Raw genomic sequence first — 26,678 nt, 5'->3', positions numbered from 1 at the left:
TGTTCAGTTCAATCGAGGTTCAGAGAGCCTTACAGCGAAAGAGGCTGCATCAGCAGCTTCTCGCCATCCAGCAAGACCTGGGCCGGCTTGCCCGCCACGTCGGCCGGCAGCGGGTTCTCGGCGGTGCGGTAGATGCCGGCGATCGACAGCAGCTCCGCCTCCAGGCTGTGCGCATAGATGCGCGCTGTCGTGTCGCCGCGCGCACCGGCGATGGCCTTGCCGCGCAGCGGCGCGTAGACATGCACGCTGCCGTCGGCAATGACCTCGGCACCGTGGTTCACCAGGGCCAGCACGACCAGGTCGCCGCCCTTGGCGTAGATGCGCTGGCCGGAGCGCAGCGGCTTGTCGATGATCATCGTCGGCACGGGCGCGGCGGGCTTCTCGACAATCTTCTCGACGGTGATCTCGCGGACCACTTCGCGCACGGTCTCGACGGCAACCGGCACGGCACGTTCTGCGGCAGGTTCGTCAGCCGCATCCGCCAGGCCCAGTTCATGCGCCAGCACCAGTTCCTCGGGCGTAGCGCCGGCCACGGCGACGGGCTGCAGCTGGCTGGCGCGCAGCAGTTCGACGATCGCTCTCAGGTCCACGGGAGCCGGGCCGTCCAGCGCCAACGCCGCCTGGCCTTCCGCAGCGGCGGCGGCCGGTGCGCGCGGCACCGCGCTCAGGTCGATGACGACAGGCTCGTGCTCGAAGCCGCCGGCACCGGCGCGCTCGGCCCAGTCCGCAGCGATCTCAGCCATGTCGGCGCTGTGCAGCACCAGGCCCAGCAGGCTGAAGCGGCGCGACTTCAATTCGAACGCACCGGTGCGCGAAGTGGCCTTGCGCCCGCCGTTCTCCCTCGTGTTGTCCGCCATCTGCCCCAGCCAGCCCTTCAAAAGGGCGCGAGTTTAGCCGTGGGCTTTCAAACGGCCTGTTGGGGACTGCCCCGAATGGCATCGCCTCATATTCGAGCACAGAGACATCATTGCCGGCCGATCAAGCACTTAGCAGCGATGTCGTCAGTCGGCCCACAGACTTGTCCACAGATCCCGGGGACAAACGTCATCCAGCTGTCATCCAGAACCGTGACATCGGTCGACCGGAGCTTGACTTATCCCCACTTCCGGCACGCGTCAAGTCTTTTGGACCCTGAGTCCCCCTAGCCTGCCGGCCATGCGGGGAGCATCGCTAAGTCATTGATTCATATAAGCGCCCGGCGCTGCTCAAAAATACGGCAACCTAAGCGGAGCCGCATCACACAAGGGCTTGGAGGCGATGGAGGCGAGTTCTCCACAAAGTTTTCCACAGCATCGGTGGATAGCTTTTGGAAGTGTTACGAATCAGTGACTTAGGCGGCTTCCTTGAGGCGGCTCGTAGCTTTCGTTGCCAAGTGAGGTTCGGTGCCGCCCAGGTCAGCGGGTTACATTGGCTGCTGCCCGCGCGTGCGGGCGCCCCCAGGAGAAACGCACTTGGCCTCACCCAACTACAGCTATGAGAAACGCCAGCGCGAGCTGGCCAAGAAGCGCAAGGCCGAAGACAAGCGCCAGCGCAAGCTGAGCGGCAAGCCCGAGGACGGCAGCTCGCCCGATGAACCGCAGCCCGACGCCGACGCCGCGCCTGCCCCCACCGACCCCGCCGCACCGCAAACCTAAAATCGCCGGTTGTCCCGTTCTGTCCCTGTTGCCCCCGCGCCCATGCCCCGCCAGCTCTTTGTCACCACCGCCCTGCCCTATGCGAACGCCGGTTTCCACATCGGCCACATCATGGAGTACACCCAGGCCGATATCTGGGTCCGCTACCAGCGCATGGCAGGCTCGCAGGTGCACTTCGTCTGCGCGGACGACGCCCACGGCGCGCCGATCATGATTGCGGCCGAGAAGGCCGGGAAGACACCGCAGGACTTCGTCGCTGGCATCGCCGCCGGCCGCCAGCAATACCTCGACGGCTTCCACATCAGCTTCGACAACTGGCACTCGACCGACGGGCCTGAGAACCACGAGCTGTCCAAGGCCATCTACCTCGCGCTGCGCCGCAACGAGCTGATCACGACCAAGACCATCGAGCAGTTCTTCGACCCTGAGAAGTCGATGTTTCTGCCGGACCGCTTCATCAAGGGCGAGTGCCCCAAGTGCGGCGCCAAGGACCAGTACGGCGACTCCTGCGAGGTTTGCAGCGCCGTCTACGCCCCCACCGAGCTGAAGAATCCCTACTCCACGCTGTCCGGCGCCACGCCGGTGATGAAGACCAGCGAGCACTACTTCTTCAAGTTGAGCGACCCGCGCTGCGTCGAGTTCCTGACCCAGTGGACCCAGGAGCCCGGCCGCCTGCAGTCTGAGGTGCTGAACAAGATCCGCGAGTGGTTCGAGCCCGACGAGGAAGGCATGAACCGCCTCAGCGACTGGGACATCAGCCGCGACGCGCCCTACTTCGGCATCGAGATCCCGGACGCGCCGGGCAAGTACTTCTACGTCTGGCTGGACGCACCCGTCGGCTACTTGGCGTCGCTAAAGAACTACTTCGGCAAGCTGGGCAAGGACTTTGATTCGTTCATGGCCGATGACACCGTGGAGCAGATCCACTTCATCGGCAAGGACATCACCTACTTCCACACGCTGTTCTGGCCGGCCATGCTGCATTTCAGCGGCCGCAAGACACCGAATCATGTCTACGTGCACGGCTTCATGACCGTCAACGGCGGCGAGAAGATGAGCAAGAGCCGCGGCACCGGCCTGGACCCGCTGAAGTACCTGAGTCTGGGCCTGAACGCCGAATGGCTGCGCTACTACATCGCCGCCAAGCTCAATGCCAAGGTCGAGGACATCGACTTCAACCCCGAGGACTTCGCGGCCCGCGTCAACAGCGACCTGGTCGGCAAGTTCATCAATATCGCGTCGCGCGCGGCGGGCTTCCTGACCAAGCGGTTTGACGGCAGGCTGAGCACAGGCGCTGGCGCTGAAGGCACGGCACTGCTGCACGCCCTCATGGCCCAGAGCGGCGCCATCGCCGAGCTCTACGAGACCCGCGAGTTCGGCAAGGCGCTGCGCGAGATCATGGCGCTGGCCGACAAGGTCAACGAGTTCGTCGACCTGAACAAGCCCTGGGAGCTGGCCAAGAAGGAGGGCGCGGACGCCGCACTGCATGACGTCTGCAGCGTCTGCATCGAGGCCTTCCGCCTGCTGACCCTCTACCTCAAGCCCGTGCTGCCGGCACTCAGCCAACAGGTCGAGGCCTTCCTGAAGGTCGAGCCCCTCCAGTGGAGCGACAGCGCCCGCGCGCTCGGCGCCCACCAGATCGGCGCCTACCAGCACCTGATGCAGCGCGTCGACCTGGCCAAGGTCGAGCAGTTGTTCGACGCGCCGGCCGCCCCTGCGGGCGGTCACGCGGCTGCCCTGCCGCTCGAAGCGTCCGACATCGCCGTCGGCCCGCCCGGCGGCGAGGACATTGCCGCCGAGATCAAGATCGACGACTTCGCCAAGGTCGACCTGCGCATCGCCAGGATCGTCAAGGCCGAGCACGTCGAAGGCTCGGACAAGCTGCTGCGCCTGACGCTGGATGCCGGCGAGGGACGCATGCGCAATGTCTTCAGCGGCATCAAGTCCGCCTACAAGCCCGAAGACCTGGAAGGCAAGCTAACCGTGCTGGTCGCCAACCTCGCGCCGCGCAAGATGAAGTTCGGCATCAGCGAGGGCATGGTGCTGGCCGCAAGCCATGCCGATGAGAAGTCCACGCCCGGCATCTTCGTGCTGGAGCCCTACCCCGGCGCTCAACCAGGCATGCGCGTTCGCTGAACGTCGCACGAGTGGTGGCCCGGCCGGGCGGCGCCCTCAGAATCGGGGCGTCGCAGTTCATCGCCGAGCCGCCCGCCATGCCCACCGACTACGCCCGCCTACTACTGGCCGAGCAACGCACGCCGCAAGGCAACGCCCACCTGGGCTGGATGCTGGCCTTTGTCGCCGGTGCCATCAACGCCGGTGGCTTCCTGGCCGTGCAGCAGTACACCTCGCACATGACGGGCATGGTCTCCGCCGCCGCCGATGGCCTGGCCCTGGGCACGACGCAGGCCCTGGTCACCGCCATTGGCGCCTTGCTGTGCTTCACCGCCGGCGCGGCCAGCACCTCGCTGCTCGTCAACTTCGGCCGCCAGCGCCAGGCGCACAGCGTCTTCGCGCTGCCGCTGCTGCTGGAAGCCGCCTGCCTTGTGCTGTTCGGCCTGATGGGCGCCTGGCTGACCGGCGTGCAAGCGGTCTTCATCCCCGCGGCGGTCGCGGTGCTGTGCTTCACGATGGGCCTGCAGAACGCGCTGATCACCAAGATCTCGCGCGCCGAGATCCGCACCACCCATGTCACCGGCATCGTCACCGACCTGGGTATCGAACTCGGCCGCGCGCTGTCGGGCGCCAACGTCAGCGCCACCAAGCTGCGCCTGCTCGGCGGCCTGCTGCTCGCCTTTGCGACTGGTGGTTTCGTCGGGGCGTTGGCTTTTCAGGCGGTGGGCTACGCCGCCACGCTGCCGCTGGCCATCTTTCTGACGCTGCTCGGCGCCGTGCCGGCGCTTGACGACCTGGACCGGCTGCGCGCCAGGCTCGGCGACTAAAATGCCGCGATCCGATTGAGAGACCCCCATGCCGCTGTTCTGGAAGCCCTACAAATCCGAAGTCACGTCTTTCATCGAGCAGCTGAAGGCCCAGCGCCCCACGCTGGAAGCCGAACAACGCGCCGGCCGTGCGCTGCTGTGGGACAAGCCCCAGGACCGCGCCGCCCAGGCCGACTTCGATGACGCCAAGGTCGCCCAGCAGCCCTACGTCTATCAGACGTCCGACAAGTAAGCCTTGACGATGGCCGTGGCTGACGAAGCCAGCCAAGCCGTGGCCGCTGCTTCGGACATGCCCGAGGTGGTGGATGCGGTCGCCGTGGCGCGCCTGTACGGCGAGCCGCTGTTCCAGATGCCTCTGGACCTCTACATCCCGCCGGATGCGCTGGAGGTCTTCCTGGAGGCCTTCCAGGGCCCGCTGGACCTGCTGCTCTACCTGATCCGCAAGCAGAACTTCAACATCCTCGACATCCCGCTGGCCGACGTGACGCGCCAGTACCTGAGCTATGTCGAGCAGATCCGCGTGCACAACCTGGAGCTGGCCAGCGAATACCTGCTGATGGCCGCGATGCTGATCGAGATCAAGTCGCGCATGCTGCTGCCGCCCAAGAAGAGCGAAGACGGCAAGGAAGTCGAGGATCCGCGTGCGGAGCTGGTGCGCCGCCTGCTGGAGTACGAGCAGATGAAGCTCGCCGCCGCGCGGCTGGACCGCCTGCCGGTGCTGGGCCGGGACTTCCAGCGCGCCCAGATCCACATCGAGCAGTCACTGACGCCGCACTTTCCCGACGTCAACAGCAACGACCTGCGTGACGCATGGCTGGACATCCTCAAGCGCGCCAAGCTCAATCAGCACCACAGGATCAGCCGCGAGCAGCTGTCGGTGCGCGAGCACATGAGCATCGTGCTGCGCCGCCTGCAAGGGCAGCGATTCGTCGAGTTCGAGCAGCTGTTCGACGTGACGCGTGGCCAAGCCGTGCTGGTGGTCACCTTCATCGCGCTGCTGGAGCTGGCCAAGGAGTGCCTGCTGGAGATCACGCAGGCGGAGGCGTTTGCGCCGATCTACGTGCGGCTGGCTTACAGCGCCAACTAGCGCCTGCTGACACGACGCGCGTGGGGTAACGGCCTCGGGTTTGCAATGAGCGTCGACCAGTGCTGGCACTGGCAACATGCCGCCCCAAAGATCAGGCCGAAGCCAGGGAGGAAAGCGCCATGTTCATCGTATGGGGGAAAAAGATCGTCCGCAGGAAGCTCGGCCACGTTGCCGACTTCTGCCCCATTTGCCGCACGACGAGAGCTTTCAAGCTCGTGCGCGTTGGCTCGGCGGGTCACGTCTACTACATCAGCTCGGGCGAAGGCGAACTGCTGGGTCACGAGCGCGCCTGTACCGAGTGCGGCACGACGCTGCGAGCCGACCCCTCCACCTATGCCAGCGTGGCAAAGGCGCGCACGCCCCTGCCGGAGCTGATCGCGCAGACCTATCCCAGCATCCAGGATGCGCTGAGCGAGCGTTTCGCGTTGGAGTCGCGCGTTGCCGTCGACCTGCACTCGCTGTCGGTCGATGAGCGTGGCGCGCTCATACGCGAGCCCTTCATGGTGCTGTCGGGCAAGGTCGAGGAGCGCTTCTCCACGACCCACATCGACAAGGAGATGGCATTGGCCATCGTCGCGGCACTGGTGTTGCTGATCGTGGGGCCGGCCTCGCTGCACGGTCTCATGCCCGGCGAAGAAGGCTCGTTGTTTCTGATCTTCGGGATCCTCGGACTTGGTCTTGTGGTGTGGCAAGGCATTCAGTCTGGCCGGCGCTTCATGCAGAAAGCCGTACTACCGCTGCTTGCGCGTGCGTTGCACCCTCTGCGACCGACTGAAGCTGAACTGGACAGCATGTGCTCGGCGCTGCGCGTGCACGGTCACAAGCTGGGCCGCCGAATGCGCACCGCCGATCTAATGAGTCATCTTGCGCGCTGCGAACCCGAGGTCGCGCCTGCGGGCATCGCGGCTGCCGTGACTCGCCCGGGCGTGATGTCTTAACCCGGCTTAGCGCCCGCGCAGCTTCTGCACCGCCGCCACGCCGGCCAGCACCAGCGCGCCGGCCACCACGCCCACCAGCGCATTCGCACCGTTCTCCAGCAGCGCCGCCACAGCCCAGGCCTTGCCCTCGGCCAGATGCGCGATGGCGTGATGCAGTGGCGCGATGCCGTGCACGAGGATGCCGCCGCCGACGAGGAACATCGCGGCCGTGCCCAGCACCGTCAGCAGCTTCATCAGCTGCGGCGCGGCGGCCAGCAGGAAGCGGCCGAAGGCCTGTGATAGCGCGCCCGGGCGCTTGGACAGCCACAGCCCGGCGTCGTCCATCTTGACGATGCCGGCGACGAAGCCGTAGACCCCCACCGTCATCGCGATGGACACGGCCACCAGCACGGCCAGCTGCGTCTGCAGCGGGGCCGTGGCCACCGTGCCGAGCGCAATGACGATGATCTCGGCGGACAGGATGAAGTCGGTGCGCACCGCGCCCTTGACCTTGTCGCGCTCGAAAGTGGCCATGTCCACCTTGGGGTCGGCAATGGCTTTCACCAGCTCCTCGTGGTGGACCTTGTCCTCTTCGGGGCTGTGCAGGAACTTGTGCGCCAGCTTCTCGAAGCCCTCGAAGCACAGGTAGGCGCCGCCAATCATCAGCAGCGGCGTGATGGCCCAGGGCAACAGGGCCGAGATGGCCAGCGCCGCCGGCACGAGGATGGCCTTGTTGAGCATCGAGCCCTTGGCCACGGCCCAGACGACCGGCAGCTCGCGGTCGGCGTTGACGCCGGTGACCTGCTGGGCGTTCAGCGCCAGGTCGTCGCCCAGCACGCCGGCGGTCTTCTTGGCGGCGACCTTGGTCATGGTCGCCACGTCGTCGAGGATGGTGGCGATGTCGTCGAGCAGAACGAGCAGGCTGGAGGCCATGGTGCAAGCGAAAGCGGTCGTGGGAACGGCCGCGATGCTATCCGGCTATTTCACCGGTAATGACGCGCCAGGCTCTCGGCCACGCAAACCGGTTTCGTCGCGCCCTCGGCCTCGATGGCGACCTCCACCGTCAGCTGCACGGCGCCGCCGGCCACTTCGTCCATGGCCAGCAGCTTGAAGGCGCCGCGCAGCCGGCTGCCGACCGGCACCGGCCTGGTGAAGCGCACCTTGTTGAGGCCGTAGTTCAGGACCATGCGCGATTCGCGCACGGCAAAGCCGGTCTCGAAGAAGTACGGAATCAGCGACAGCGTCAGAAAACCATGCGCAATCGGTCCGCCAAACGGCCCCGCCTTGGCGCGCTCGGGGTCGACGTGGATCCACTGCCGATCCTCCGTGGCCTCGGCGAAGGCGTTCACGCGGGCCTGGTCGACGGTGATCCAGTCGCTGTGGCCCAGGGGTTGGCCGATCAGGGCTTGCAGGTCGGCGAGGGTGTCGAAGATGCGCATTCGGGCTGACGTAGAAAGGTGGGTCGCGCCGCGAAGTTACCCTAATGCTCTATGCCTGACAGTACCGCCCGCGACATCCTCGTTCTTGCCGCCCATCCCGACTTGGGCCGCTCCCATGCCACCCGCACGCTGATAGACGCGCTGCGCGCCTCGCCGGTGGCCAGCCGCGTGGAGCTGCGTGACCTCTACCGCCTCTACCCCGACTTCCACATCCATGTCGATGCCGAGCAGCGCGCACTGGAGGCAGCCAAGCTCGTCGTCATGCTGCACCCCATCTACTGGTACAGCATGCCGGCGCTGCAAAAGCTCTGGCTGGACGAGGTCGCCCACCTGGGCTGGGCCTACGGACCCGGCGGCACGGCCCTGCATGGCAAGGACTTCTGGCTGGTGACCTCAACAGGCGGCGGCGCCGACGCCTATGCGCCGGGCGGCCACAACCACCATGCCATCGAGGAATTCCTGCTGCCCTATCTTCAGTCCGCGCGCACCTGCGGCATGAACTACCTACCGCCGCAGATCCTGCACGCCGCGCACCGCGCGACGGATGCCGAGATCAACGCCCATGCCGAGCTGTTCGTGAAGCGGCTGGTGCATTACCCCGAGTGGTGCGAGCACCTGGCCGAGCCGCCCGTGGGCGATGAGGACGACGTTGAACTGGACGAGCGGCCGGCAATGTTTTCGACGCTGGGCGGGGGAGCGGAATGACTCACGGCGCCTGGCTCCAACTGCCCCTCGTTTTTCTCGCCGCCGCCGTGCTCGCGGTGCCGCTGGCCCGCTACCTGCGGCTCGGTTCCATCCTGGGCTATCTGGTCGCCGGCTTGCTCATCGGCCCGGCGATGCTCGGCCTCGTGCCGGAATCCACCGCCATCCCCGAGGTGGCCGAGCTGGGCGTCGTGCTGATGCTCTTCCTCGTCGGCCTGGAGCTGGAGCCCAAGCGGCTGTGGGCCATGCGCCGGCCCATCTTCGGCTGGGGCAGCGTGCAGCTGCTGGGCTGCGCGGCGGTGCTCGCCGCCTTGGGCCTGGCGCTGGGTTACCCATGGCGGCTGACCGTCGTCGTCAGCCTGGGCTTGGCGATGTCGTCCACGGCCGTGGCGCTGGCGGTCATGGCCGAGCGCAACCTGGGCCGCACGACGGCGGGCGAGAGCATCCTGTCCGTCGCGCTGCTGCAGGACATCGCCGCCATCCCCGTGCTGGCCCTGGTGCCCATCCTGGCGCTCAGCGGCGCGCATGACGACGGCGATGGCAAGACCTGGCTCGCGGCAGGCAAGGCCATCGGTGCGATTGTCGTCATCATCTTCGGCGGCCGGCTGCTGCTGCGCCCGGCGCTGCGCTGGATCGCCCGCAGCAAGACGCCCGAGATCTTCACCGCCGCCGCGCTGCTGCTGGTGCTGGGCACGGCGGCGCTGATGCAGGCCGTCGGCCTGTCGATGGCGCTTGGCGCCTTCCTGGCAGGCGTGCTGCTGGCGGAAAGCGAATACCGCCGCGAGCTGGAGACCGACCTGGAGCCTTTCAAAGGCCTGCTGCTGGGCCTGTTCTTCATCGCCGTCGGCATGGGGCTGGACCTGAAGGCCGTCGCCGCCCAGCCGGGTCTGGTGCTGGCGCTGCTCGCGGCGCTGCTGGTCTGCAAGACGCTGGTGCTCGCCATCATGGCCAAGGCGATGAAGATCCCGCTGGTCGAGCGCCCGGCCTTCGTCATCCTGCTGGCCCAGGGTGGCGAGTTCGGCTTCGTCGTCTTCCAGCTCGCCCAGGGCAACGGCATGATCGATGCGGCGCAGAACTCGGCGCTGGTGGCGTCCGTCGCGCTGTCGCTGGCGTTGACGCCGCTGCTGCTGACCGCTGGCGACCGCCTGATGTCCCGCAAGATCGCCCGCCGTGGCGCCAAGAAGCGCGGCGAAGCCCCACCGCCGCCGCCCGCGCCCATCATCATTGCGGGCAGCGGCCGCTACGGCCAGGTCGTCGCTCGCATGCTGCGCGCCAACGGCCTGGAAGCCACGGTCCTGGACCACGACGCCGAAGCCATCGAGACGCTGCGTCGCTTCGAGTGGACCGTGCACTACGGCGACGCCACGCGGCTGGACATGCTCAAGACCGCCGGTGCGCAGACGGCGCGCATCCTCGTCATCGCCATCGACGACATCGGCCAGAGCGTGGAGATTGCCGAGCTGGCGCGCGAGCATTTCCCGCAGCTCACCGTCGTGGCCCGCGCGCGCAACGTGCAGCACTACTACCAGCTGCACGAGGCCGGCGTGCGCCACATCGAGCGCGAGACCTTCGACGCCGCGCTGATGAGCGCCCGCAGCGTGCTGGAGCTCAACGGCATGGAGCCGCACGCCGCACGCCGCCAGGCCATGCGCTTTCGGCGCCACAACATCGAGGTGCTGGACCGCATGGTGCCGCTGCAGGGCGACGAGGGCGCGCTGATCGCCGCCGCCAAGCTGGGCCGTCAGCAATTCGAGCAGTTGCTGGCCGCCGAGCGCGAGGCCGAGGAGGCGCAACGCCGCGCCCAGCGCGGCGGCTGGGACCGGCACGACGCCGCGGACGGCAAACCGGGATGAGCCTGCCGCTGACCGAGCTGCTGGACGCCGCCCGCCGGGGCGACGCCGCCGCCGCGCAGGCCGCCTGGCCGCTGGTCTACCCCGAGCTGAAGCGCATCGCCCGCGCCCGGCTGCGCGGGCCGGCCGCGCCAAGCCTGGCCACCGAGGACCTGCTGCACGAAGGCTTCCTGCGCCTGGCCCAAGCCCAGCCCCTCGCCTCGCCGTTGACCGACCGCCACCACTTCTACGCACTGGCAGCGAAGGCCATGCGCCACATCGTCATCGACCACCTGCGCCGCCGCCAGGCCCAGCGGCACGGCGGGGATTGGCAGGCGCTGAGCTGGGACACCGCCATGGTGGACGCCGCTGCGCCCGAGGCCGACGCCGACCGCCTGCTGGCGCTGGACGCCGCCCTGGACGCGCTGACGACGCTGGAGCCGGCGCTGGCCCACGTCGTGGAGCTGCGCTTCTTCGGCGGCTACACCGAGGTCGAGACAGCCGAGGCACTGGGCCTGAGTGACCGCACCGTGCGCCGGCACTGGACCAAGGCGCGTGCCTTTTTGCTGATGCAATTGAATGGCTGAACGCATCCCACCCGCGCTGTGGCCGCGGGTGTCGGCTGCATTCGATGAGGCGCTGGAACTGGGCGCCGCAGAGCGCGAGGCCTGGCTCGCCGCGCAGCCCGAGGAGCTGTCAACGCCGTTGCGCGCCATGTTGCGAGCCCATGACAGCGAGGCCGACCTGCCCGCGCTGGAAGCGGCGACCGCCCTCGCCGCACCCGGCCAACACATCGGCCCTTACCGCCTGATCGAGCGCATCGGCGCAGGCGGCATGGCCGAGGTCTGGGGTGCCGAGCAGGTCGACGGTCCCATGGCCGGCCGGCGTGTCGCGCTCAAGCTGCCGCGCCCGGGCCAGCGCCTGAGCGAGCGGCTGGGCGAAGAGCGCGCCCTGCTCATCGGCCTGGAGCACCCACACATCGCGCGGCTCTACGACGCCGGCGCCGAGGCCGCACAGCCCTGGCTGGCGCTGGAATGGGTGGCCGGTGAACCCATCACCGACGCGCTCACCCACAAGCCGCTGCGCACCCGCCTCATCACCTTCCTGCAGGTGCTGGACGCCGTGCGCCACGCCCACGCCCGCCTCGTGCTGCACGCCGACCTCAAGCCCGGCAACATCCTCGTCGGCGCCGACGGGCGCGTGAAGCTGCTGGACTTCGGCATCGCCCGCCTGCTGCACGCCACCGGCCCGCGCGCCTTCACGCCCGGCCTGGCCGCGCCTGAGCAACAACGCGGCGAGGCGCTGACCGTCGCCGCCGACGTCTACGGCCTGGGTGGCGTGCTGGCCGCGCTGCTGCCGCTGCCCGAGCGCAGCCGCGCGCTGGCCGCCGTCATCGCCCGCGCCCAGGCCCATGAGCCCGCCGACCGCTACGCCGACGTCGACGCGTTGGCCAGCGACATCCACCGCCTGCTGGACCACCGCCCCGTCAACGCGCTGCCGCAGGCGCGTGGCTACCGCCTCGTCTGCTTCCTGCGCCGTCAGCGCTGGCCGCTGCTGGGCGCCACGGCGCTGCTCATCGGCCTCGCGTTGGCACTATGGCAGGCCGACAGCGCCCGCCGCGAGGCCCGCCGCGCCGAGGCCGCCAATGCCTATCTGCTGGACCTCTTCAAGACGCTGGACCGCCGCGCCCCCGACGCCGCCCAGCCCGAGGCCGCACTGCGCCGCCTGCTGGCCGAGCGCATGGCCCGCATCGAGGCCACGCTGCCCACCGACCCCGACACGGCCGACGAGCTGCTGCGCATCACCGCGACGCTGCACGACTACCTCGGCGAGGCCAGGCGCAGCCGTGCCTTGAGCGAGCGCCGCTACGCCCTGCTGAAAGCGCGCCTGGGCCTGAGCCACGAGCGCACCCAGTACGCCGGCATGGGCCTGGTGTGGCCACTGCTGGCCGAAGCCGACCTGCCCGCCGCCGCCGCGCTGCTGGCCGACATGGACAAGGCCTTGCCCGCGCGCGGCCTGCTGCGCGCCGAATGGTGGCTGGCCCGCCACGACCTGCGCCAACGCCAGGGCGCCGATGCCAGCGAACGCGACACCCTGCTGCGCCAGGCCCTGGCCCGCTACGCCGCCGACGCACCCGACGACAGCGGCCATGCCGCGACCTGGCTGGCCTTGAGCGAACTGCTGGCGTCAACCGGCCGCAGAGCCGAGGCGCTGGACGCCGTCAACCAGGCGCTGACCCATGTCGCCCACGCCCGGCCCTACATCGCCAGCGACCACGCCCGCCAACTGCTGCAGCGCGCCAGCCTCGTCAACGCGCCGCAGGACGAAGCCTTGGCGCTGCAACTGCTGCGCGGCAGCACTGGCCTGCGCGCCGCCTTCCTGAAGCAGCCGCTGGCCGCGCTGATCGCCCGCCGCTGCGCCGGCGATGCCGCAGCGGCGCGCGCACTGGCCGAGGAGGCCGGACTGCCCGGCTGCTCCGCCCGCTGAAAACCGTCCTGATCCGCCGATCAGATGATGACGGCGGCCCTCGCCGAGCCTATCGTGCGACACGCCGCCGACGCCGAAGCGCGGCGTCGACCGGAACCCCTGGGAGGGCGCATGCCAAGATCGACAACGCCGACTCGCTCTGCCCCTGCTCCGGTGCCAGCGCCAGCGCCGATTCACGCGGCTTCGCAACCCGCCAAGCCTACGCATCGGGTGCTGCGCGGCTATGCCTTTGATCCCAGCCTCGCCACGCGGCTGGAAACGGCCCTGGTCAGTGAGGTGCGCTACCGCGTGCCGTGGGAGCCGCTGGAAGCCGGCCCCCGCGGCGAATATGTGGAGGTGATCGACGTGGACCCGGCCAGCGGCTGCTTCTACGCGCCCGTCAACCTGGACCACCCGCACATCCTGGCCCAGAACGGCCTGGCGCCTTCCGAGGGCAACCCGCAGTTCCACCAGCAGATGGTCTATGCGGCGGCGATGACCACAATCCACCATTTCGAGCAGGCACTCGGGCGCAAGGCCCTGTGGGCAGAGCGCAAGCCAGCCGAGGGCGAGACACTCGAAGAGGCGCAACGCTTCGTCCAGCGGCTGCGCGTCTACCCGCATGCCTTGCGCATGGCCAATGCCTACTACAGCCGCAACCGCGGCGCGCTGCTGTTCGGCTACTTTCCGGCCACCGAGGAGCGTTCGTCAGGCCAGTTTCCCGGCGGCATGGTGTTCACCTGCCTGTCCCATGACGTGGTCGCGCACGAGACCGCGCATGCGCTGCTCGACGGCTTTCACGACGAGTTCATGGAAGCGACGAACCCGGATGTGCTGGCCTTCCATGAGGCCTTTTCAGACATCGTGGCCCTGTTCAGGCACTTCACATTCCCGGAGGTGCTGCGCCACCAGATCGCCAAGACCCGTGGCGACCTCAGCGAGCAGAACCTGCTGGGCCAGTTGGCCACGCAATTCGGCCAGGCCCAGGGCCTGCACGGCGCCCTGCGCGATGCGATCGGCCACTACAGCCCCGAGTTGAAGAAGTGGGTCAAGCACGATCCCAACCCCACGGACCTGGACGAGGCGACCGAGGTCCATGCGCGCGGCGCCATCCTGGTGGCCGCCGTGTTCGACGCCTTCCTGTCCATCTACCGCTCGCGCACCAGCGACCTGATGCGCCTGGCCAGCGAGGGCACCGGCGTGCTGCGCCAGGGCGAGCTGCAGGCCGACCTCGTCGACCGCCTGGCACAGGAGGCCGGCAAGGCCGCCAGCCACGTCCTCACCATGTGCATTCGCGCGCTGGACTATTGCCCGCCGGTGGACCTCACCTTCGGCGAGTTCCTGCGCGCGCTGATCACCGCCGACATCGACCTGATGCCCGAGGACCGGCACGGCTACCGCGTCGCCTTCATCGAGGCGTTCCGCCGCCGGGGCATCTATCCGCAGGACATCCGCACGCTGTCGCAGGACAGCCTGCGTTGGGCAGCCCCCAACGAGAACCCGACGGGGGACGCCAAAGAGGCCACGATGGCCTTTGCCGATTTCATGAGGAACATCGATCTGCTGGGCAGCGTGGACAAGCTGCGCCGCTGCCGGAGCCGCTTCGAGGTCTGGCAGGAAAGCCGCTCCGCCTGCCGCCGCCTTCACGACATCATCCGGGACTACATGGCCAAGGCACGGCTGCTGGAAGTCCTGACCGGCCTGGCCCTGTCGCCCGAGAGCACGCCATCCAGCGTGCGCAAGAACCGCCGGGCAGCGCCGAAGTTCTTCGTCCACTCGCTGCGCGAGGCGCGCCGCCAGACCGAGGATGGGCAGGTGCTCAACCAGGTCTTCCTCACCATCCTGCAGACCGAGCTGGCGGACGGCGAGGACGGGCGCCAGCACCCCATCCACTGCGGGAGCACGCTGGTGATCGACCTGGACGGCGGCGTCGTCAGGTATGCCATCCGCAAGGGTCTGGGCGACGAGAAACGGATCGCGCGCATCGTCGCCTTCCGCGAAGCGCAGCTGCGCGGCCAGTCCCTGGCGGCGACCTACTACGGCGCCGCGGATGAGCCCTTCGCCGCCCTGCACTGCCACGGCGCCTGACGGGAGAAACACCATGCCCAAAGCCACCAAGCCCGTCGCGGCCAAGAATGCCCCCGCAAAGAAGGCCCCCGCCAAGAAGGTTGCGGGGAAGGTCTCGCCCGCCGCCGCCACCGCGTCGACCTTTGTCGCTCCGCGCAGCCCCAAGACCTACCGCGCCCGCGTGCGCATGTACCGCCACGGCCTGGGCGACTGCTTCCTGCTCACCTTGACCCGCAAGGGCGCAGCGCCCTTCAACATGCTGATCGACTGCGGCGCGCTGGCGCGCGACCAGGCCTCCATGACCCGCGTCGTCGAGCACATCCGCGGCAGCGTGCTTCATTCGGCGGCCAGGCGCCGGCCCGCCAATGGCAAGGCCTTGCTGGACGTGGTGGTGGGCACGCATGAGCACAAGGATCACATCAGCGGCTTCAACCAGGCGCGTGCGGTGTTCAACGACGGTTTCGACTTCGGCGCCGTCTGGCTGGCCTGGACCGAGAACCTCTCGGAACCCGCCATCCGCAAGATCAAGGAAACCCGCAAGAAGGCCCGCGACACGCTGCTGAAGGTGCTCGGCGCCAACCCGGCAGCGTGCCCGGCGGCGCTGACCGGCCTGAACGAGCTGCTCGCTTTCGGCGCCGATGACGATTCCGTCGGCGACCGCACCGTGGCCCAGGCCATGGACTACCTCAAGCAGCGCGGCAAGGACGCCGGCGACCTGCGCTTCCTGAAGCCCGGCGGCACGCCCTTCGAGCTGGACGGCGTTGACGGCGTGCGCGTCTACGTGCTCGGCCCGCCCCTGGACCCGCTGCTGCTCAAGACCAGCGCCGTGACCGAACAGATGAAGCGCGACCACACCATCTTCCACCTCGGCGCCACCGGCGACCTTGGCCTGGAAACCCTGGCCGCGGCCTTTGCCAACAGCAGCGACGACGCCGCCCGGAAATGCCGGCCCTTCGCCGACGAGCACTGCATCCCGCGCCGGCTGCCCGCGACCGCCGGGTCGCAGCCCGCCGCCAACCCGCTCTTCAACACCTTCATGGGCGGCGCGGCCACCGCCTACGACGACCCGCAGGCCGCATGGCGCCGCGTTGACGAGGACTGGCTGGGCGCCTTCGGGCAGCTCGGCCTGGACCTGGACAACGACACCAACAACACTAGCCTCGTGCTGGCCTTCGAGTTCGTCGCCACCGAAGAAGTCCTGCTCTTCGTGGCCGACGCCCAGGTGGGCAGTTGGTTGTCGTGGGCCGACCTCTCGTTCAAGCTGCCCGGCAACGGCAGCCCCCTGCCTGCGCACGACCTGCTGCGCCGCACCGTCTTTTACAAGGTCGGCCACCACTGCAGCCACAACGCGACGCTCGACGTCGGCGGCCTGGCGCTGATGACGAGTGACAAGCTCACCGCCTTCATTGCGCTCGACAAGGCGACCGCGCAGAACCAGGGCAGCAAGGGCTGGGAGATGCCTGCGCCAGCGCTCTTCAAGGCACTGGGCAAGAGCGCACAGCAACGGGTCGTGATCTCCGATGAGACGGAACAGGTCCCGGCAGCGGCCGACGCGGCGGGCGTGCGCGCCACGGATGTCTTCATCGACTACTTCCTCAAGTGAGCGGGAGCCAGCGGGCGGGCTGTCCTGCGCTCCCCTAACTTGAGGTGGCCGGTTGTTCCGCCGAATTGCGTGTGTGGAGATGCGCCGCTGTTGGCGTTGACCCAGGGAGCTCCCATGCCCGCCCGCGCCTTTGCCTTGTCATTGCTCCTGGCCGCCAGCCTGCCGGCCGCCGCCATCGACTCGCAGCTCCTCGTCAACATGAACGTGCACGCCACCAGCTTCCTGGCACCAGGCGACGGCGAGCAGCGCTTCGCGCCCACGCTGGACCTGCGCGACGACCCCAAGCTGGCGCAGATGCAGCACATGCACGAGATTGCCAGCTATGCCGGCGGCCACGGCATCGGCCGCTTCGAGGGCCATGTCGGCCTGCTGCGCGCCTTCGCCTCCGGCACCTTCCCCTACTGCTGCGACCTGGGCGGCCACCGCGTCAACTACGGCTATGCCGGCGCCAGCGTGCAGAGCCAGTTCTACGACAGCATCGTCGTCGGCGGCGCCGGGCTGGCCGTGGGCACGCCGGTCAGCTACACGGTCAACTTCCAAATCGACGGCCACCTGTCCAATCCCAGCTTCGAGATCGGCGGCTACCTGTCCGCCTACGGCGTGGCCGAAGTGCGGCTGGGCGACCTGACCAGCCGCGAGACCCTGTACCGCAGTTGGGACGCCAGCCGCGACGCGCCGGGCAACTACCAGCTCACGCTGAACACCGAGGTCGGCCACACCATCTTCGTCGTCGGCATGCTCGCGGTCGGCGCCTCGGTCAGCGACTACGCCACGCTGGGCCGCTACGTCGAGACCGATTTCGCCCACTCGGCCGGCTACCAGCTGGTGCCATCAGTCGCCGGGCTCAACACCGTCGGCGCCAGCGGCTACGACTTCGCCACACCGGTGCCCGAGCCGGCTGCGGGCCTGCTGATGCTGGGCGGCCTGCTGATGCTGTGGGGGCGCTGGCGCAAGCCCTGATCGACGCCCGGCCGTGCCGCCACAAAATGGCGGCATGACCTGTCCCTCGTTCACCGCCAGATGACGGCGGCGCACCGCAGCCTGATCTGCCCGCAATGCGGCGGCAGCCTGCCGCGCCAGGCGCTGTGGCGCACCGTGAACTGCAGCTACTGCAAGGCCGTCATCACGCTCAACACGCGCTGGGTGGAGCGTGCCGACTTCCAAGCTGCCTGGCGCCGCGCCCACGCCCGCCCGGCCGGCAGCGGCGAGTGGCTGACGCTGCGCGGCGCCGACTACCGCCTGCTGGAACCGCTGGGCCGGGGTGCACACAGCGAGGCCTGGCTGGCCGAGCGCCACGGCCCCGCCCGGCTGCGCGCGGTGCTCAAGCTCGCGCCGCCGGATGCCAACGACGCGCTGGCCCGCGAGGCCGAGACGCTGCGCCGCCTGCAGGGCCTGACGGCGGCGGGCAGCGCCTACTTCTCGCTGCGCCTGCCGCAGCCGCTGTCGCAAGGGCCGACGGCCGAACACGCCGCGCTGGCCCTGCGCGCCTGGCCCGGCTTCTGGGGCAGCCTGGCCGACGTGCTGGCCTTCAACCCGGCCGGCATCGCCGATGCCCGCCACGCCGTCTGGCTGTGGCGGCGCGTGCTGGAGCTGCTGGGCTATCTGCACGCGCAGGGCTGGTGCCACGGCGATCTGCGCCCTGAGCACTGGCTCATCCACCCGGCCGACCACGGCGTCAACCTCGTCGGCTGGGGCCGCGCTGCCCAGGGCGCCGACCCGGCCATCGACTTGCAGCAATCGGCCTGGGCGATGCGCGCCGCGCTGGCAGGCAAGAGCGACACGGCACCCGAGCTGCCCGCGCGTTGCCCGCCTGCTCTGGCCCAACTGCTGCACCGCGCCAGCGACGACCGCGACTGGTGTCGCGACGAAGGCGCCGACGGCCTGACCCGCCAACTCAGCGCCGCCGCGCTGGCAGACTTCGGCCCGCCGCGCTTCGTGCCTTTCGACCCCCACAAAGCCTGACATCAACATCAACAGGGAGACCCAATGGGACACGGCAACTACTCGCACGCCGCACATGCAGCCTTGCTGGCCGACCGCGCCAACCTGAGCGCCAACGAGGTCTTCAAGCAAAGCGGCTGCCACCCGCTGATGAACCCGCGCGGCCTGTCCATGCGCGAGTCGCGTGACAGCGCCGACCACCCCAACGCGCTGGGCATCGTCTTCGCGCTGGACGTGACAGGCTCCATGGGCGACATCCCGCGCAACCTGGCCCAGCGCGACCTGCCGCAGTTCATGGACCTGCTCGGCGCCTGCGCCATCCCTGACCCGCAGGTGCTCTTTATGGCCATCGGCGACGCCACATCGGACAACGCGCCGCTGCAGGTCGGCCAGTTCGAGTCCACCGCCGAACTCATCGACCAGTGGCTGACCTGGAGCTTCCTCGAAGGCGGTGGCGGCGGCACCGGCTCGGAGAGCTACGAGCTGGCCTTCTACCTGCTGGCCCAGCACACCGACATGGACAACTGGGTCAAGCGCCGTCGGCGCGGCTACCTGTTCATGACGGGTGACGAGCTGCCTTACCCCGCCGTGTCGCGCCACCAGGTGGACGCGCTGCTGGGCGACAAGCTGGACGAGGACATTCCCATCGAGGAGGCCATCGCTGCGGCGGCCGAGCAGTACCACCTGTTCTTCCTGATCCCGGACTTGAAGCGCCGCCAAGGCTGCGAGCCGCGCTGGCGCGACCTGCTGGGCGATCACGTCATCTGCATGGAGTCGCCCGACGACACCTGCCATGTGGCGGCCGCGCTGGTGGGCCTCACCGAAGGGCGCCTCGCCGACCTCGACGCCGCCGCCCAGGCGCTCAGCGGCCAGGGCCTGAGCCGCGAGCGCGTCAGCGCCGTCGTGCGCTCGCTGCGGCCCTATGCCGAGCTGCTCAAGCCCGGCGCGGTGGGCCTGCCGCTGCGACCCGGTGCGCGGCCAGCGGCGGCACCGGCCAGCGGCTGGTGGAAGAAGCTGTTTGGGTGAATTCATCGCCCTCGTCGACCTCGGCTTCGGCGACGCCGGCAAGGGCAAGTTCGTCGACGCCTGGGTGCGCGCCAGCGGCGCCCACACGGTGGTGCGCTTCAACGGCGGCGCGCAGGCAGGCCACAACGTCGTGCTGCCGGATGGGCGCCACCACACCTTCTCGCAGTGGGGCGCCGGCAGTTTCGTGCCCGGCGTGGCGACGGTGCTGGCCGAGCCCGTCGTCGTCCACCCCGGCGCGCTGCTGCAGGAGGCGCGCGCGCTGATCGCGCTGGGCGTGCAAGACGCCTGGGCGCGGCTGCTGATAGACGCCCGCTGTCGCGTCACCACGCCCTTCCTGCAAGCCGCCGGCCGCCTGCGCGAATGGGCACGCGGCGCGGCGGCGCACGGCAGCTGCGGCGTGGGTTTTGGTGAGACGGTGGCCTTGTCGCTGGACCGGCCCGAGCTCGGCCTGCGGTATGCCGACCTGGCCCAGCCGGCGCGCGCCCTGGCTCGCCTGCGGGATCAACAGGCCTGGCTGCGCAGCCAGTGGCCGCAGCCACCCTGCCCGCCCGCTCAGGGCGATTGGGCGGCGCTGCACGACGACGGTCTGGCCGAGCGCTGGCTGGTCCAGGCCCATGAAGCCTGGCGACTCGCGCCCGGTCGCTCGCCCGAGGCCATCGCCCAGCGGCTGAACCAGCCCGGCAGCGTCGTCCTTGAAGGCGCCCAAGGCGTGCTGCTGGACGAAGACCACGGCTTTCACCCGCACACGACCTGGAGCCGCGTCACGCCCGCCGCCGCGCAGGACGTGCTGGCGGATCTGGGGCTGGGCTCACCGCTGCGTCGCTACGGCATCGTGCGCAGCTACCTGACCCGCCACGGCGCCGGCCCGCTGCCCACGTGGGACGCCGACCTGGACCGCCTGCCCGAGCCGCACAACAGGGACGATGGCTGGCAGGGCCGCTTTCGCCGAGGCCACCCGGACGGCCTGCTGCTGCACCACGCCGCCACAGCCTGCGGGCCGCTGGACGGCCTGCTCGTCAGCCACCTGGACGCATTGCTCAACGTACCGGCCGGCTTGCGATGGTGCTCTGGCTACCGCACGGCGGATGGCAGCACGGTGGAGACCTTGCCTTCAGGGGCTCTGACCGACGTGACGCCGGTCTACGAACCCGGCCTGCTGGACCGCGACACGCTGCTGGAGCGGCTGCAGCAGGCCACCGGCACGCGCGTGGCGGCCTGCTCCGACGGAGCTACGCACGAGCACGTCACCTGGATGGGCCCACCGCCCGGCTGATTTCGCCCGACGGCGACAATTGCGGCCATGTTTGCCCCGTCCCAGCTCGAAGTCCGGCGCTTCTTTTGCGCCACCTACCGCAAATGGCGCGATGGCGCGCCGCTGATCCCGATGGAAGCCATCGCGGCCGACTGGATCGCCGAGCACCCGGAGTACCACGAGGACCTGGCCGACGAAGCCGGCGCGCTGGAGAAGGTCTACACGGTCGAGGAAGGCCGCACCAACCCCTTCCTGCACCTGTCCATGCACCTGACGATCACCGAACAGCACGCCATCGACCAACCCTCGGGCATACGCCAGGCCGTCGACCTGCTGAGCGCTCGGCGCAATTCGCGCCACGAAGCGCATCACGTGGCCATGGAGGCTCTGGGCGAAATGATCTGGGCCTCGCAGCGCAGCGGCCTGCCGCCGGACGGCCACGCCTACCTGGACAAGGTGCGCCAGGCGGCGACTCGCTGAGCGCAGACAGCCGCTGACTGCGCGATCACCCGGCAGGCTGCCGGAGCATCCGTGATTGCGTCGTTTATCGGCACAACGAAGTTTCCAAATATTGATTGTTTGTAATTTGCAAACGACACATTGCTTTGCACCTGGTGTTTCTACCGAGACGTCCTGCCTAGAGTTCAGCCCATGGACACCGCGGTCGCGATGCCCAAGCAAACCGGGCGGAACGCTCCGCCCAAGGAACTTGAAGGAAATCATCATGAGCAAGCTGTCTACCGTCTTCGCCACCGCCCTGCTGATCGCTGCCGGTGCCGCCTCCGCCCAGACCAGCCGTGAAGCCGTCATCGCCGACCTCGTGGCCGCCCGCAACAGCGGCGAACTGGCTGCCATCCAGGGCGAGAAGGGTGTCGAAGTGACGACGCCGGCCGCCGCCAAGGCCTCCTCCGCCACCGTGACCGCCAAGCTGCCCCGCCAGGCCATCCTGACGGTCAAGGCGACCGAGCTGCAAGTCGAGCAGACTGCAGCGCTGGCCGCCGACCATGGCGAGAACGCTGCGCGCGAGCTGGGCGATTTCCCGGCTACGGTCGCACGCCGCGCCACCGCCCTGGCCGCCAGGTAAGCCGCGTTCCGCGCAACGACAGGCGGCCCTCAGGGGCCGCTTTTCTTTTGCCCGCTCGTCAGTCGAGCGGACGCAAAAAAGCCACCTCGCGAGGTGGCTTTTCAGTAAGCGGGGGTGTTCAGGCCGTGTAGCTGCCGCCGCCGACGCTGCGGCGTTCGGCCTTGCCGCCGGCGCCGTAGAGGCCGGTGGGTTCGCTGGGGATGAGCACGTCCAGCGCGCGGTCCAGCGAGGCGTTGCCGCGGGCCAGCGTCTCGCGCTGCGCGGCCAGCAGGCCGCCGGCACGCACGAGGCGGTTGCGCAGCGCGGCGGGCACGCTGCCGGTGCGGGCGGCTTCGGTGAAGCTCTGCACGGCGCGGGCGAGGTGTTGGTGCAACTCGGCCGAGTGCAGCTCGATGGCGGCCGCATCGCGGCGGGCCAGCGCGTCACCGAGCTGGTTCAGCGCCGCCTCGACGGCCAGCAGGGGCTGTTCGAGTTCGGGGCTCAGCGGAGTGGACGTGGGCGTGGCGGTCATGGGATCAGTGTTTGTTGGCGCGTGCGCTCAGCAATTCTTGCGCATTCGCGACCAGCTTGTCCGCAATTGCGTTGGCATTGATCGTGAACTTGCCCTCGGAGATGGCCTGGGAGATGCGCTGGACCTTGGCGGTGTCGAAGCTGCCGTCGTCCGAACCGCCGCTGGCGGCCAGCTTGGCGGCATTGGAAATGGCGACCTGGGCACTCGGCGCCGGGGCGGGGGCGGCGGTGCGGGCGGTTTCGGTCGTGACCTCAGGCTTGCGCGCGGCGGAGCGCTGCTCGGCCTTGGGCGGGCTGGCTGTGCCTTCAGGGCTGGGGCTGTTACCGATCTTCATGAGCTTCTCCAGGGTGCGGGGCGAACCCCGCTGGGGCATTGCAGGGGGAGTTTCCTCTTGTATCGGTCCCTGGCCTAGGAACTTGAGCGGGAATTGGCGGGTTTTTCCCGGCAGTTCCCCCGATTCGTGGTGGTTTGCTCACAGCAGCAGCTCCACTTTTCGCTCGCCAACGGCTCGGCCGCTGGCGACGCGGCCACTCTCGAAACGCACCCTGACCTCCTGGCCCTCGATGCCGGCGCTCATGGCCTGGGCTTCCGACGCGACGGAAAAGCCGGGGCCGACGGCAAGCACCTGCACCGTCTCGCCAGCCGCAAACCACTGGCGGGACTTCAGCGCCGGCGCGCGCACCGCGTCGGCTGCGGCAAGCGGCCGGGCGAGGGTGCGCCCGATCAGCAAGACCGGGTCGGTGAAGACGGCGCCGGGTTCGGCTGCGATGTCGATATCGGCCATCGCCAGCTGTTCTTGAGACAGATTCACGCCGGCCGGCAGCGGCGCGTTCACGACGACGACGCGGCCGAAGACCGCCACGCGAACGGGCAGCGTGACATTCCAGCGGGCGATGCCGTCGGTGCAGCGCAGGCCGATGCGGCTGCGGCCCCAGGCGGACACGCCGGGCGGCAGATAGGGCTGGACCTGCTGGCAGGGCGCCAGGCGCAGGCGGGCGTCCAGCGCGCCGATCTCGACGGCGACGCGGGTGCCGGGCGGCGCGGTGGCGCGGGCGGCGGCCTCGGCGAGCTGGCGCACGCGCTCGATGAGTGCGGGGTCCAGGACGGTCTGAGCGTGGGCGGGCAGCCCGGCCAGGGCCCAGCACAACAGGAACGCAATTCGACGCAGCATGGCCGCAACTCTAGAGATGGGGGTGGCGCTCTCTAGGTCGGAAATGAGCTGCTTTGCTGCCGCTAATCCCGCTCATGTTTTCGGCGCTGCTCCAGACAATTTGTGCAAGGAGCCATTCCCGCTTCGCTCCTCGAAAGAGGCCCCAGATGTTGAACCGACTCACCGACACGCTGAACTTCCAGACCCAGGCCCTGACGCTGCGGTCGGAGCGCCAGCGCCTGCTCGCCAGCAACATCGCCAACGCCGACACGCCGGGCTACCAGGCCCGCGACATCAATTTCGCCCAGGCGCTGAGGGAGGCCACCGGCGAAGTCGGCACGGCCGGCGCCATGACCACCACACAGCGCGCCCACCTGGCCCCGCTGGCCGGCGCGCGCGGCGAGAGCGGCAAGCAGTACGCGCTGCAGTCCCAGACCAGCCTGGACGGCAACGGCGTCGACATGGACCGCGAACGCGCGAGCTTTGCCGACAACGCGGTGAAGTACGAGGCGACGCTGCGCTTCATCAGCGGGTCCGTGCGCACGACGCTGGATGCGATGAAGTCGCACAACCAGGGTTGAAGGGGTAAGCCATGTCGATGTTCCAGATCTTTCATGTGTCGGGCAGCGCGGTCAGCGCGCAGAGCCAGCGCCTCAACGTGGTGGCCAGCAACCTGGCCAACGCCGACACGGTGGCCGGCCCCGACGGCCAGGCCTACAAGGCGCGCCAGGTCGTCTTCCAGACCCAACTGCTGGGCGCGGGCAACGATGGCGGCAACGCCGGCGTGCGCGTGAGCAACATCAGCGAAGACCAGACGCCCGGCCGGCGCGTGCACGACCCCAAGCATCCGCAGGCCGACGCCGAGGGCTATGTGACCTATTCCAACGTGAACCCGGTGGAAGAGATGGTCAACATGATCTCGGCCTCGCGCTCCTATCAGAACAACATCGAAGTCATGGGCACGGCCAAGAACCTGCTGCTCAAGACGCTGCAACTGGGCCAAAGCTGATGGACATCACCGCACTCAACGGCAGCTCGACGGGCACGCCGACCGTCTCGGCCAAGAACGCCGCCGAGACCCAGGACCGTTTCCTGAAGCTGCTCGTCGCACAGATGAACAACCAGGACCCGCTCAACCCGATGGACAACGCCCAGGTGACCAGCCAGATGGCGCAGATCCAGCAGGTGACGAGCCTGTCCACGCTGGACACCAGCATCAAGAGCCTGGGCGGCCAGCTCGGGCAGATGCAGGCGCTGCAGTCGATCTCGCTGGTGGGCCGCGAGGTCAGCGTGCCGAGCGACAAGATCGAGGTCAACTCCGGCGTGGCCGAGGGCAGCTACGAGCTGGACGGCGCGGCCAAGAACGTGAAGCTCGAGATCCTCGGCCCCGCCGGCAACGTCATCGACACCCAGCAGCTTGGCGCCCAGGGCTCGGGCCGCCAGACCTTCAGCTGGAACGCCGGCACGCTGGTGGCCGAGGGCAGCGAGGTCAAGTACCGCATCACCGCCACCAATGGCACCGCCCCCGTGGCGTCGACGACCTACGCCTACGACAAGGTCAACGCCGTCTACAGCGAGGGCGGCAGCCTCAAGCTCAATCTCGAACGCCTCGGCCCCGTGGACTACACGTCCGTCTCGGCCGTCAACTGACCTTGATGGCCCTCTCGGCCGTCAATCGAATTTTTACCCGCACGACAGCAAGGACTCCCTCATGAGCTTCCAGCAAGGCCTTTCCGGGCTCAACGCCGCCTCCAAGAACCTGGACGTCATCGGCAACAACATCGCCAACTCGGGCACGTTCGGCTCCAAGGGCTCGCGGGCCGAGTTCTCCGACGTCTATGCCGCCGCGCTGAACGGCGCCGGCTCCAACCAGGTCGGCATCGGCACCAGCCTGCAGTCCGTCGCCCAGCAGTTCACGCAGGGCAACATCTCGACGACCGAGAACCCGATGGACCTCGCCATCAACGGCGGCGGCTTCTTCCAGGTCAGCGACGGCGCCAACCCGACGCGCTACACCCGCAACGGCCAGTTCAAGATCAGCAAGGACGGCTTCATCGTCAACAACGACCAGCTCAAGCTGATGGGCTACCCGGCCAACGGCGCCGGCGTCATCCAGCCGGGCACGGCCCAGCCGCTGCAGCTGCCCACGGGCGGCATCCCGCCGGCGGTCTCGTCCGAAGTGAAGATGGAGTTCAACCTCGATTCGCGCCTGGTCGCCACCGCGCCGGGCGGCGGCACGGGCACGGGCATGGACCTGTCGGACAGCACGACCTACAACAACGCCACGTCCATGACCGTCTACGACGCCAAGGGCCAGGACGTGGCCGTGACCTTCTACTTCCAGAAGGCCGCGCCCGCCGCCGACGGCAGCGACACCTGGAACGTCTACGCCACCGCCAACGGCACGCCCTTCGACACCGATTCCGCCGGTGCGGCAATCGCGCTGGACGCCTTCGGCAACCCGACGACGCCCTTCACCACCCTCACCTTCCCGTCCACCGGCGGCTCGCCGACCATCCCGACCGCGCCAATCAGCATGAGCGTGCCGGCCGGCACCAGCGCGCGTGGCTACACAACGCTGGCCATTCCCAACATCCAGCTGGACATGACCGGTGCCACCGAGAACGGCAGCAGCTTCGCCGTGACCAACCTGTCCCAGGACGGCTACGCCCCGGGCCAGCTGACCGGCATCACGGTGGCCAACAACGGCATCATCCAGGCGCGCTACTCCAACGGCCAGAGCAAGCCGGCCGGCCAGGTCGAGCTGGCCAACTTCCGCAACCCGCAAGGCCTGCAGACCATGGGCGGCAACGTCTGGATCCGCACCGTCGCTTCGGGCGACGCGGTCGTCGGCGTGCCGGGCGACGGCAACATGGGCGCATTGCAGTCCGGCGCGCTGGAGGAAAGCAACGTCGACCTGACCGCCGAGCTCGTCAACATGGTGACGGCCCAGCGTGCCTACCAGGCCAATGCGCAGACGATCAAGACGCAGGATCAGGTCCTGCAGACCATCGTCAACCTGCGCTGA

General features: G+C 68.8%; 28 protein-coding genes. 22 read left to right on the top strand and 6 right to left on the bottom strand.

From position 1 onward, the window contains the following. Positions 1–29: 29 nt before the first annotated feature. Positions 30–857, bottom strand: coding sequence for a septum site-determining protein MinC (minC, locus tag ACXRVZ_RS08415; RefSeq protein ID WP_457423788.1), 828 nt, complete (start codon positions 855–857; stop codon positions 30–32). 594 nt (positions 858–1,451) lie between these two features. Between minC and ACXRVZ_RS08410 the strand changes: the two genes are divergently transcribed. The 6 genes from ACXRVZ_RS08410 (at position 1,452) to ACXRVZ_RS08385 (ending at position 6,601) form a co-directional block, all read left to right on the top strand. Next, positions 1,452–1,634: a hypothetical protein gene (locus ACXRVZ_RS08410; RefSeq protein ID WP_457423790.1), complete on the top strand. Its 183-nt coding sequence runs from the start codon at positions 1,452–1,454 to the stop codon at positions 1,632–1,634. A 42-nt stretch (positions 1,635–1,676) separates the two neighbouring features. Continuing rightward, a complete protein-coding gene (metG, locus tag ACXRVZ_RS08405) occupies positions 1,677–3,770 on the top strand; it encodes a methionine--tRNA ligase (RefSeq protein WP_457423792.1) in 2,094 nt (697 codons plus the stop codon). A 77-nt stretch (positions 3,771–3,847) separates the two neighbouring features. Beyond that, positions 3,848–4,576 carry a YoaK family protein gene (locus tag ACXRVZ_RS08400; protein ID WP_457423794.1) on the top strand — a complete coding sequence of 243 codons (729 nt, stop codon included), beginning with the start codon at positions 3,848–3,850 and terminating at the stop codon, positions 4,574–4,576. Between the two features lie 28 nt (positions 4,577–4,604). Then, on the top strand, positions 4,605–4,808 hold the full coding sequence (locus ACXRVZ_RS08395; RefSeq protein ID WP_457423796.1) for a DUF3460 family protein: 204 nt from the start codon (positions 4,605–4,607) through the stop codon (positions 4,806–4,808). A gap of 9 nt (positions 4,809–4,817) precedes the next feature. Further along, complete coding sequence (locus tag ACXRVZ_RS08390; protein ID WP_457423798.1) at positions 4,818–5,663, top strand: segregation and condensation protein A; 846 nt, start codon at positions 4,818–4,820, stop codon at positions 5,661–5,663. Between the two features lie 119 nt (positions 5,664–5,782). Continuing rightward, positions 5,783–6,601 (top strand): hypothetical protein, encoded by an 819-nt coding sequence (locus ACXRVZ_RS08385; RefSeq protein ID WP_457423800.1) that lies wholly within the window; start codon positions 5,783–5,785, stop codon positions 6,599–6,601. Between the two features lie 6 nt (positions 6,602–6,607). Here the strand turns inward: ACXRVZ_RS08385 and ACXRVZ_RS08380 are convergent, their stop codons facing one another. Continuing rightward, positions 6,608–7,513: a DUF808 domain-containing protein gene (locus tag ACXRVZ_RS08380; protein WP_457423802.1), complete on the bottom strand. Its 906-nt coding sequence runs from the start codon at positions 7,511–7,513 to the stop codon at positions 6,608–6,610. 50 nt (positions 7,514–7,563) lie between these two features. Further along, complete coding sequence (locus ACXRVZ_RS08375; protein ID WP_457423804.1) at positions 7,564–8,019, bottom strand: MaoC family dehydratase; 456 nt, start codon at positions 8,017–8,019, stop codon at positions 7,564–7,566. Between the two features lie 51 nt (positions 8,020–8,070). On the opposite strand from ACXRVZ_RS08375, the gene kefF reads away from it, so the two are divergent. From kefF to ACXRVZ_RS08315, 12 genes are all read left to right on the top strand, one after another. Then, positions 8,071–8,724 (top strand): glutathione-regulated potassium-efflux system oxidoreductase KefF, encoded by a 654-nt coding sequence (gene kefF, locus ACXRVZ_RS08370; protein WP_457423806.1) that lies wholly within the window; start codon positions 8,071–8,073, stop codon positions 8,722–8,724. Continuing rightward, on the top strand, positions 8,721–10,574 hold the full coding sequence (kefC, locus tag ACXRVZ_RS08365) for a glutathione-regulated potassium-efflux system protein KefC (protein ID WP_458232289.1): 1,854 nt from the start codon (positions 8,721–8,723) through the stop codon (positions 10,572–10,574). Before kefF ends, kefC begins: the two co-directional genes overlap by 4 nt. After that, the gene (locus tag ACXRVZ_RS08360; RefSeq protein ID WP_457423810.1) at positions 10,571–11,137 is read left to right on the top strand and encodes an ECF-type sigma factor; all 567 of its coding nucleotides are present in this window, start codon (positions 10,571–10,573) and stop codon (positions 11,135–11,137) included. Before kefC ends, ACXRVZ_RS08360 begins: the two co-directional genes overlap by 4 nt. Beyond that, complete coding sequence (locus ACXRVZ_RS08355) at positions 11,130–13,037, top strand: protein kinase domain-containing protein (protein WP_457423812.1); 1,908 nt, start codon at positions 11,130–11,132, stop codon at positions 13,035–13,037. Before ACXRVZ_RS08360 ends, ACXRVZ_RS08355 begins: the two co-directional genes overlap by 8 nt. A gap of 153 nt (positions 13,038–13,190) precedes the next feature. Then, positions 13,191–15,104 carry a hypothetical protein gene (locus ACXRVZ_RS08350; protein ID WP_457423814.1) on the top strand — a complete coding sequence of 638 codons (1,914 nt, stop codon included), beginning with the start codon at positions 13,191–13,193 and terminating at the stop codon, positions 15,102–15,104. A 13-nt stretch (positions 15,105–15,117) separates the two neighbouring features. Further along, on the top strand, positions 15,118–16,686 hold the full coding sequence (locus ACXRVZ_RS08345; RefSeq protein WP_457423816.1) for a hypothetical protein: 1,569 nt from the start codon (positions 15,118–15,120) through the stop codon (positions 16,684–16,686). 114 nt (positions 16,687–16,800) lie between these two features. After that, positions 16,801–17,646, top strand: coding sequence for a hypothetical protein (locus ACXRVZ_RS08340; protein ID WP_457423818.1), 846 nt, complete (start codon positions 16,801–16,803; stop codon positions 17,644–17,646). 60 nt (positions 17,647–17,706) lie between these two features. Beyond that, complete coding sequence (locus ACXRVZ_RS08335; protein WP_457423820.1) at positions 17,707–18,648, top strand: protein kinase family protein; 942 nt, start codon at positions 17,707–17,709, stop codon at positions 18,646–18,648. 24 nt (positions 18,649–18,672) lie between these two features. Further along, positions 18,673–19,653, top strand: a complete 981-nt coding sequence (locus ACXRVZ_RS08330) for a VWA domain-containing protein (RefSeq protein ID WP_457423822.1) — start codon at positions 18,673–18,675, stop codon at positions 19,651–19,653. Next, the gene (locus ACXRVZ_RS08325) at positions 19,646–20,926 is read left to right on the top strand and encodes an adenylosuccinate synthetase (protein ID WP_457423824.1); all 1,281 of its coding nucleotides are present in this window, start codon (positions 19,646–19,648) and stop codon (positions 20,924–20,926) included. The genes ACXRVZ_RS08330 and ACXRVZ_RS08325 overlap by 8 nt, the downstream gene beginning before the upstream one ends. A 27-nt stretch (positions 20,927–20,953) precedes the next feature. Further along, positions 20,954–21,385, top strand: coding sequence for a DUF1841 family protein (locus ACXRVZ_RS08320; RefSeq protein ID WP_457423826.1), 432 nt, complete (start codon positions 20,954–20,956; stop codon positions 21,383–21,385). Positions 21,386–21,629: 244 nt separating this feature from the next. Continuing rightward, positions 21,630–21,989 (top strand): hypothetical protein, encoded by a 360-nt coding sequence (locus tag ACXRVZ_RS08315; protein ID WP_457423828.1) that lies wholly within the window; start codon positions 21,630–21,632, stop codon positions 21,987–21,989. 118 nt (positions 21,990–22,107) lie between these two features. Here ACXRVZ_RS08315 and ACXRVZ_RS08310 read toward each other — a convergent pair whose 3' ends face one another. The 3 genes from ACXRVZ_RS08310 to flgA all read right to left on the bottom strand — a co-directional run bounded on the left by ACXRVZ_RS08310 (position 22,108) and on the right by flgA (position 23,671). Further along, positions 22,108–22,500: a hypothetical protein gene (locus ACXRVZ_RS08310; protein WP_457423829.1), complete on the bottom strand. Its 393-nt coding sequence runs from the start codon at positions 22,498–22,500 to the stop codon at positions 22,108–22,110. Between the two features lie 4 nt (positions 22,501–22,504). Continuing rightward, positions 22,505–22,834, bottom strand: coding sequence for a flagellar biosynthesis anti-sigma factor FlgM (gene flgM / locus ACXRVZ_RS08305; protein ID WP_457423831.1), 330 nt, complete (start codon positions 22,832–22,834; stop codon positions 22,505–22,507). A 138-nt stretch (positions 22,835–22,972) separates the two neighbouring features. Continuing rightward, the gene (flgA, locus tag ACXRVZ_RS08300; protein ID WP_457423833.1) at positions 22,973–23,671 is read right to left on the bottom strand and encodes a flagellar basal body P-ring formation chaperone FlgA; all 699 of its coding nucleotides are present in this window, start codon (positions 23,669–23,671) and stop codon (positions 22,973–22,975) included. Positions 23,672–23,817: 146 nt separating this feature from the next. On the opposite strand from flgA, the gene flgB reads away from it, so the two are divergent. From flgB to flgE, 4 genes are all read left to right on the top strand, one after another. Continuing rightward, positions 23,818–24,231, top strand: coding sequence for a flagellar basal body rod protein FlgB (gene flgB / locus ACXRVZ_RS08295; protein ID WP_457423835.1), 414 nt, complete (start codon positions 23,818–23,820; stop codon positions 24,229–24,231). Positions 24,232–24,242: 11 nt separating this feature from the next. Further along, the gene (gene flgC / locus ACXRVZ_RS08290; protein ID WP_457423837.1) at positions 24,243–24,659 is read left to right on the top strand and encodes a flagellar basal body rod protein FlgC; all 417 of its coding nucleotides are present in this window, start codon (positions 24,243–24,245) and stop codon (positions 24,657–24,659) included. Beyond that, positions 24,659–25,300 carry a flagellar hook assembly protein FlgD gene (locus ACXRVZ_RS08285; protein WP_457423839.1) on the top strand — a complete coding sequence of 214 codons (642 nt, stop codon included), beginning with the start codon at positions 24,659–24,661 and terminating at the stop codon, positions 25,298–25,300. The genes flgC and ACXRVZ_RS08285 overlap by 1 nt, the downstream gene beginning before the upstream one ends. Before the next feature lie 61 nt (positions 25,301–25,361). Continuing rightward, positions 25,362–26,678, top strand: a complete 1,317-nt coding sequence (flgE, locus tag ACXRVZ_RS08280) for a flagellar hook protein FlgE (protein WP_457423841.1) — start codon at positions 25,362–25,364, stop codon at positions 26,676–26,678.

The sequence above is a fragment of the Roseateles sp. P5_E8 genome (genome assembly GCF_054177665.1).
The sequence above is the reverse complement of the archived record's forward strand: the minus strand, read 5'-3'. Positions and strand labels throughout refer to the sequence as shown.

Bases quoted from the DNA above. Each gene is read 5' to 3' on its own strand.
- metG (WP_457423792.1), top strand. From the start codon at position 1,677: ATGCCCCGCCAGCTCTTTGTCACCACCGCCCTGCCCTATGCGAACGCC.
- ACXRVZ_RS08310 (WP_457423829.1), bottom strand. From the start codon at position 22,500: ATGACCGCCACGCCCACGTCCACTCCGCTGAGCCCCGAACTCGAACAG.
- minC (WP_457423788.1), bottom strand. From the start codon at position 857: ATGGCGGACAACACGAGGGAGAACGGCGGGCGCAAGGCCACTTCGCGC.
- ACXRVZ_RS08315 (WP_457423828.1), top strand. From the start codon at position 21,630: ATGAGCAAGCTGTCTACCGTCTTCGCCACCGCCCTGCTGATCGCTGCC.
- flgE (WP_457423841.1), top strand. From the start codon at position 25,362: ATGAGCTTCCAGCAAGGCCTTTCCGGGCTCAACGCCGCCTCCAAGAAC.
- ACXRVZ_RS08380 (WP_457423802.1), bottom strand. From the start codon at position 7,513: ATGGCCTCCAGCCTGCTCGTTCTGCTCGACGACATCGCCACCATCCTC.
- ACXRVZ_RS08330 (WP_457423822.1), top strand. From the start codon at position 18,673: ATGGGACACGGCAACTACTCGCACGCCGCACATGCAGCCTTGCTGGCC.
- ACXRVZ_RS08340 (WP_457423818.1), top strand. From the start codon at position 16,801: ATGCCCGCCCGCGCCTTTGCCTTGTCATTGCTCCTGGCCGCCAGCCTG.
- flgA (WP_457423833.1), bottom strand. From the start codon at position 23,671: ATGCTGCGTCGAATTGCGTTCCTGTTGTGCTGGGCCCTGGCCGGGCTG.
- ACXRVZ_RS08345 (WP_457423816.1), top strand. From the start codon at position 15,118: ATGCCCAAAGCCACCAAGCCCGTCGCGGCCAAGAATGCCCCCGCAAAG.
- ACXRVZ_RS08400 (WP_457423794.1), top strand. From the start codon at position 3,848: ATGCCCACCGACTACGCCCGCCTACTACTGGCCGAGCAACGCACGCCG.
- ACXRVZ_RS08395 (WP_457423796.1), top strand. From the start codon at position 4,605: ATGCCGCTGTTCTGGAAGCCCTACAAATCCGAAGTCACGTCTTTCATC.
- ACXRVZ_RS08360 (WP_457423810.1), top strand. From the start codon at position 10,571: ATGAGCCTGCCGCTGACCGAGCTGCTGGACGCCGCCCGCCGGGGCGAC.
- ACXRVZ_RS08335 (WP_457423820.1), top strand. From the start codon at position 17,707: ATGACGGCGGCGCACCGCAGCCTGATCTGCCCGCAATGCGGCGGCAGC.
- ACXRVZ_RS08385 (WP_457423800.1), top strand. From the start codon at position 5,783: ATGTTCATCGTATGGGGGAAAAAGATCGTCCGCAGGAAGCTCGGCCAC.
- kefF (WP_457423806.1), top strand. From the start codon at position 8,071: ATGCCTGACAGTACCGCCCGCGACATCCTCGTTCTTGCCGCCCATCCC.
- kefC (WP_458232289.1), top strand. From the start codon at position 8,721: ATGACTCACGGCGCCTGGCTCCAACTGCCCCTCGTTTTTCTCGCCGCC.
- flgM (WP_457423831.1), bottom strand. From the start codon at position 22,834: ATGAAGATCGGTAACAGCCCCAGCCCTGAAGGCACAGCCAGCCCGCCC.
- ACXRVZ_RS08320 (WP_457423826.1), top strand. From the start codon at position 20,954: ATGTTTGCCCCGTCCCAGCTCGAAGTCCGGCGCTTCTTTTGCGCCACC.
- ACXRVZ_RS08375 (WP_457423804.1), bottom strand. From the start codon at position 8,019: ATGCGCATCTTCGACACCCTCGCCGACCTGCAAGCCCTGATCGGCCAA.
- ACXRVZ_RS08390 (WP_457423798.1), top strand. From the start codon at position 4,818: ATGGCCGTGGCTGACGAAGCCAGCCAAGCCGTGGCCGCTGCTTCGGAC.
- ACXRVZ_RS08355 (WP_457423812.1), top strand. From the start codon at position 11,130: ATGGCTGAACGCATCCCACCCGCGCTGTGGCCGCGGGTGTCGGCTGCA.
- flgC (WP_457423837.1), top strand. From the start codon at position 24,243: ATGTCGATGTTCCAGATCTTTCATGTGTCGGGCAGCGCGGTCAGCGCG.
- ACXRVZ_RS08285 (WP_457423839.1), top strand. From the start codon at position 24,659: ATGGACATCACCGCACTCAACGGCAGCTCGACGGGCACGCCGACCGTC.
- flgB (WP_457423835.1), top strand. From the start codon at position 23,818: ATGTTGAACCGACTCACCGACACGCTGAACTTCCAGACCCAGGCCCTG.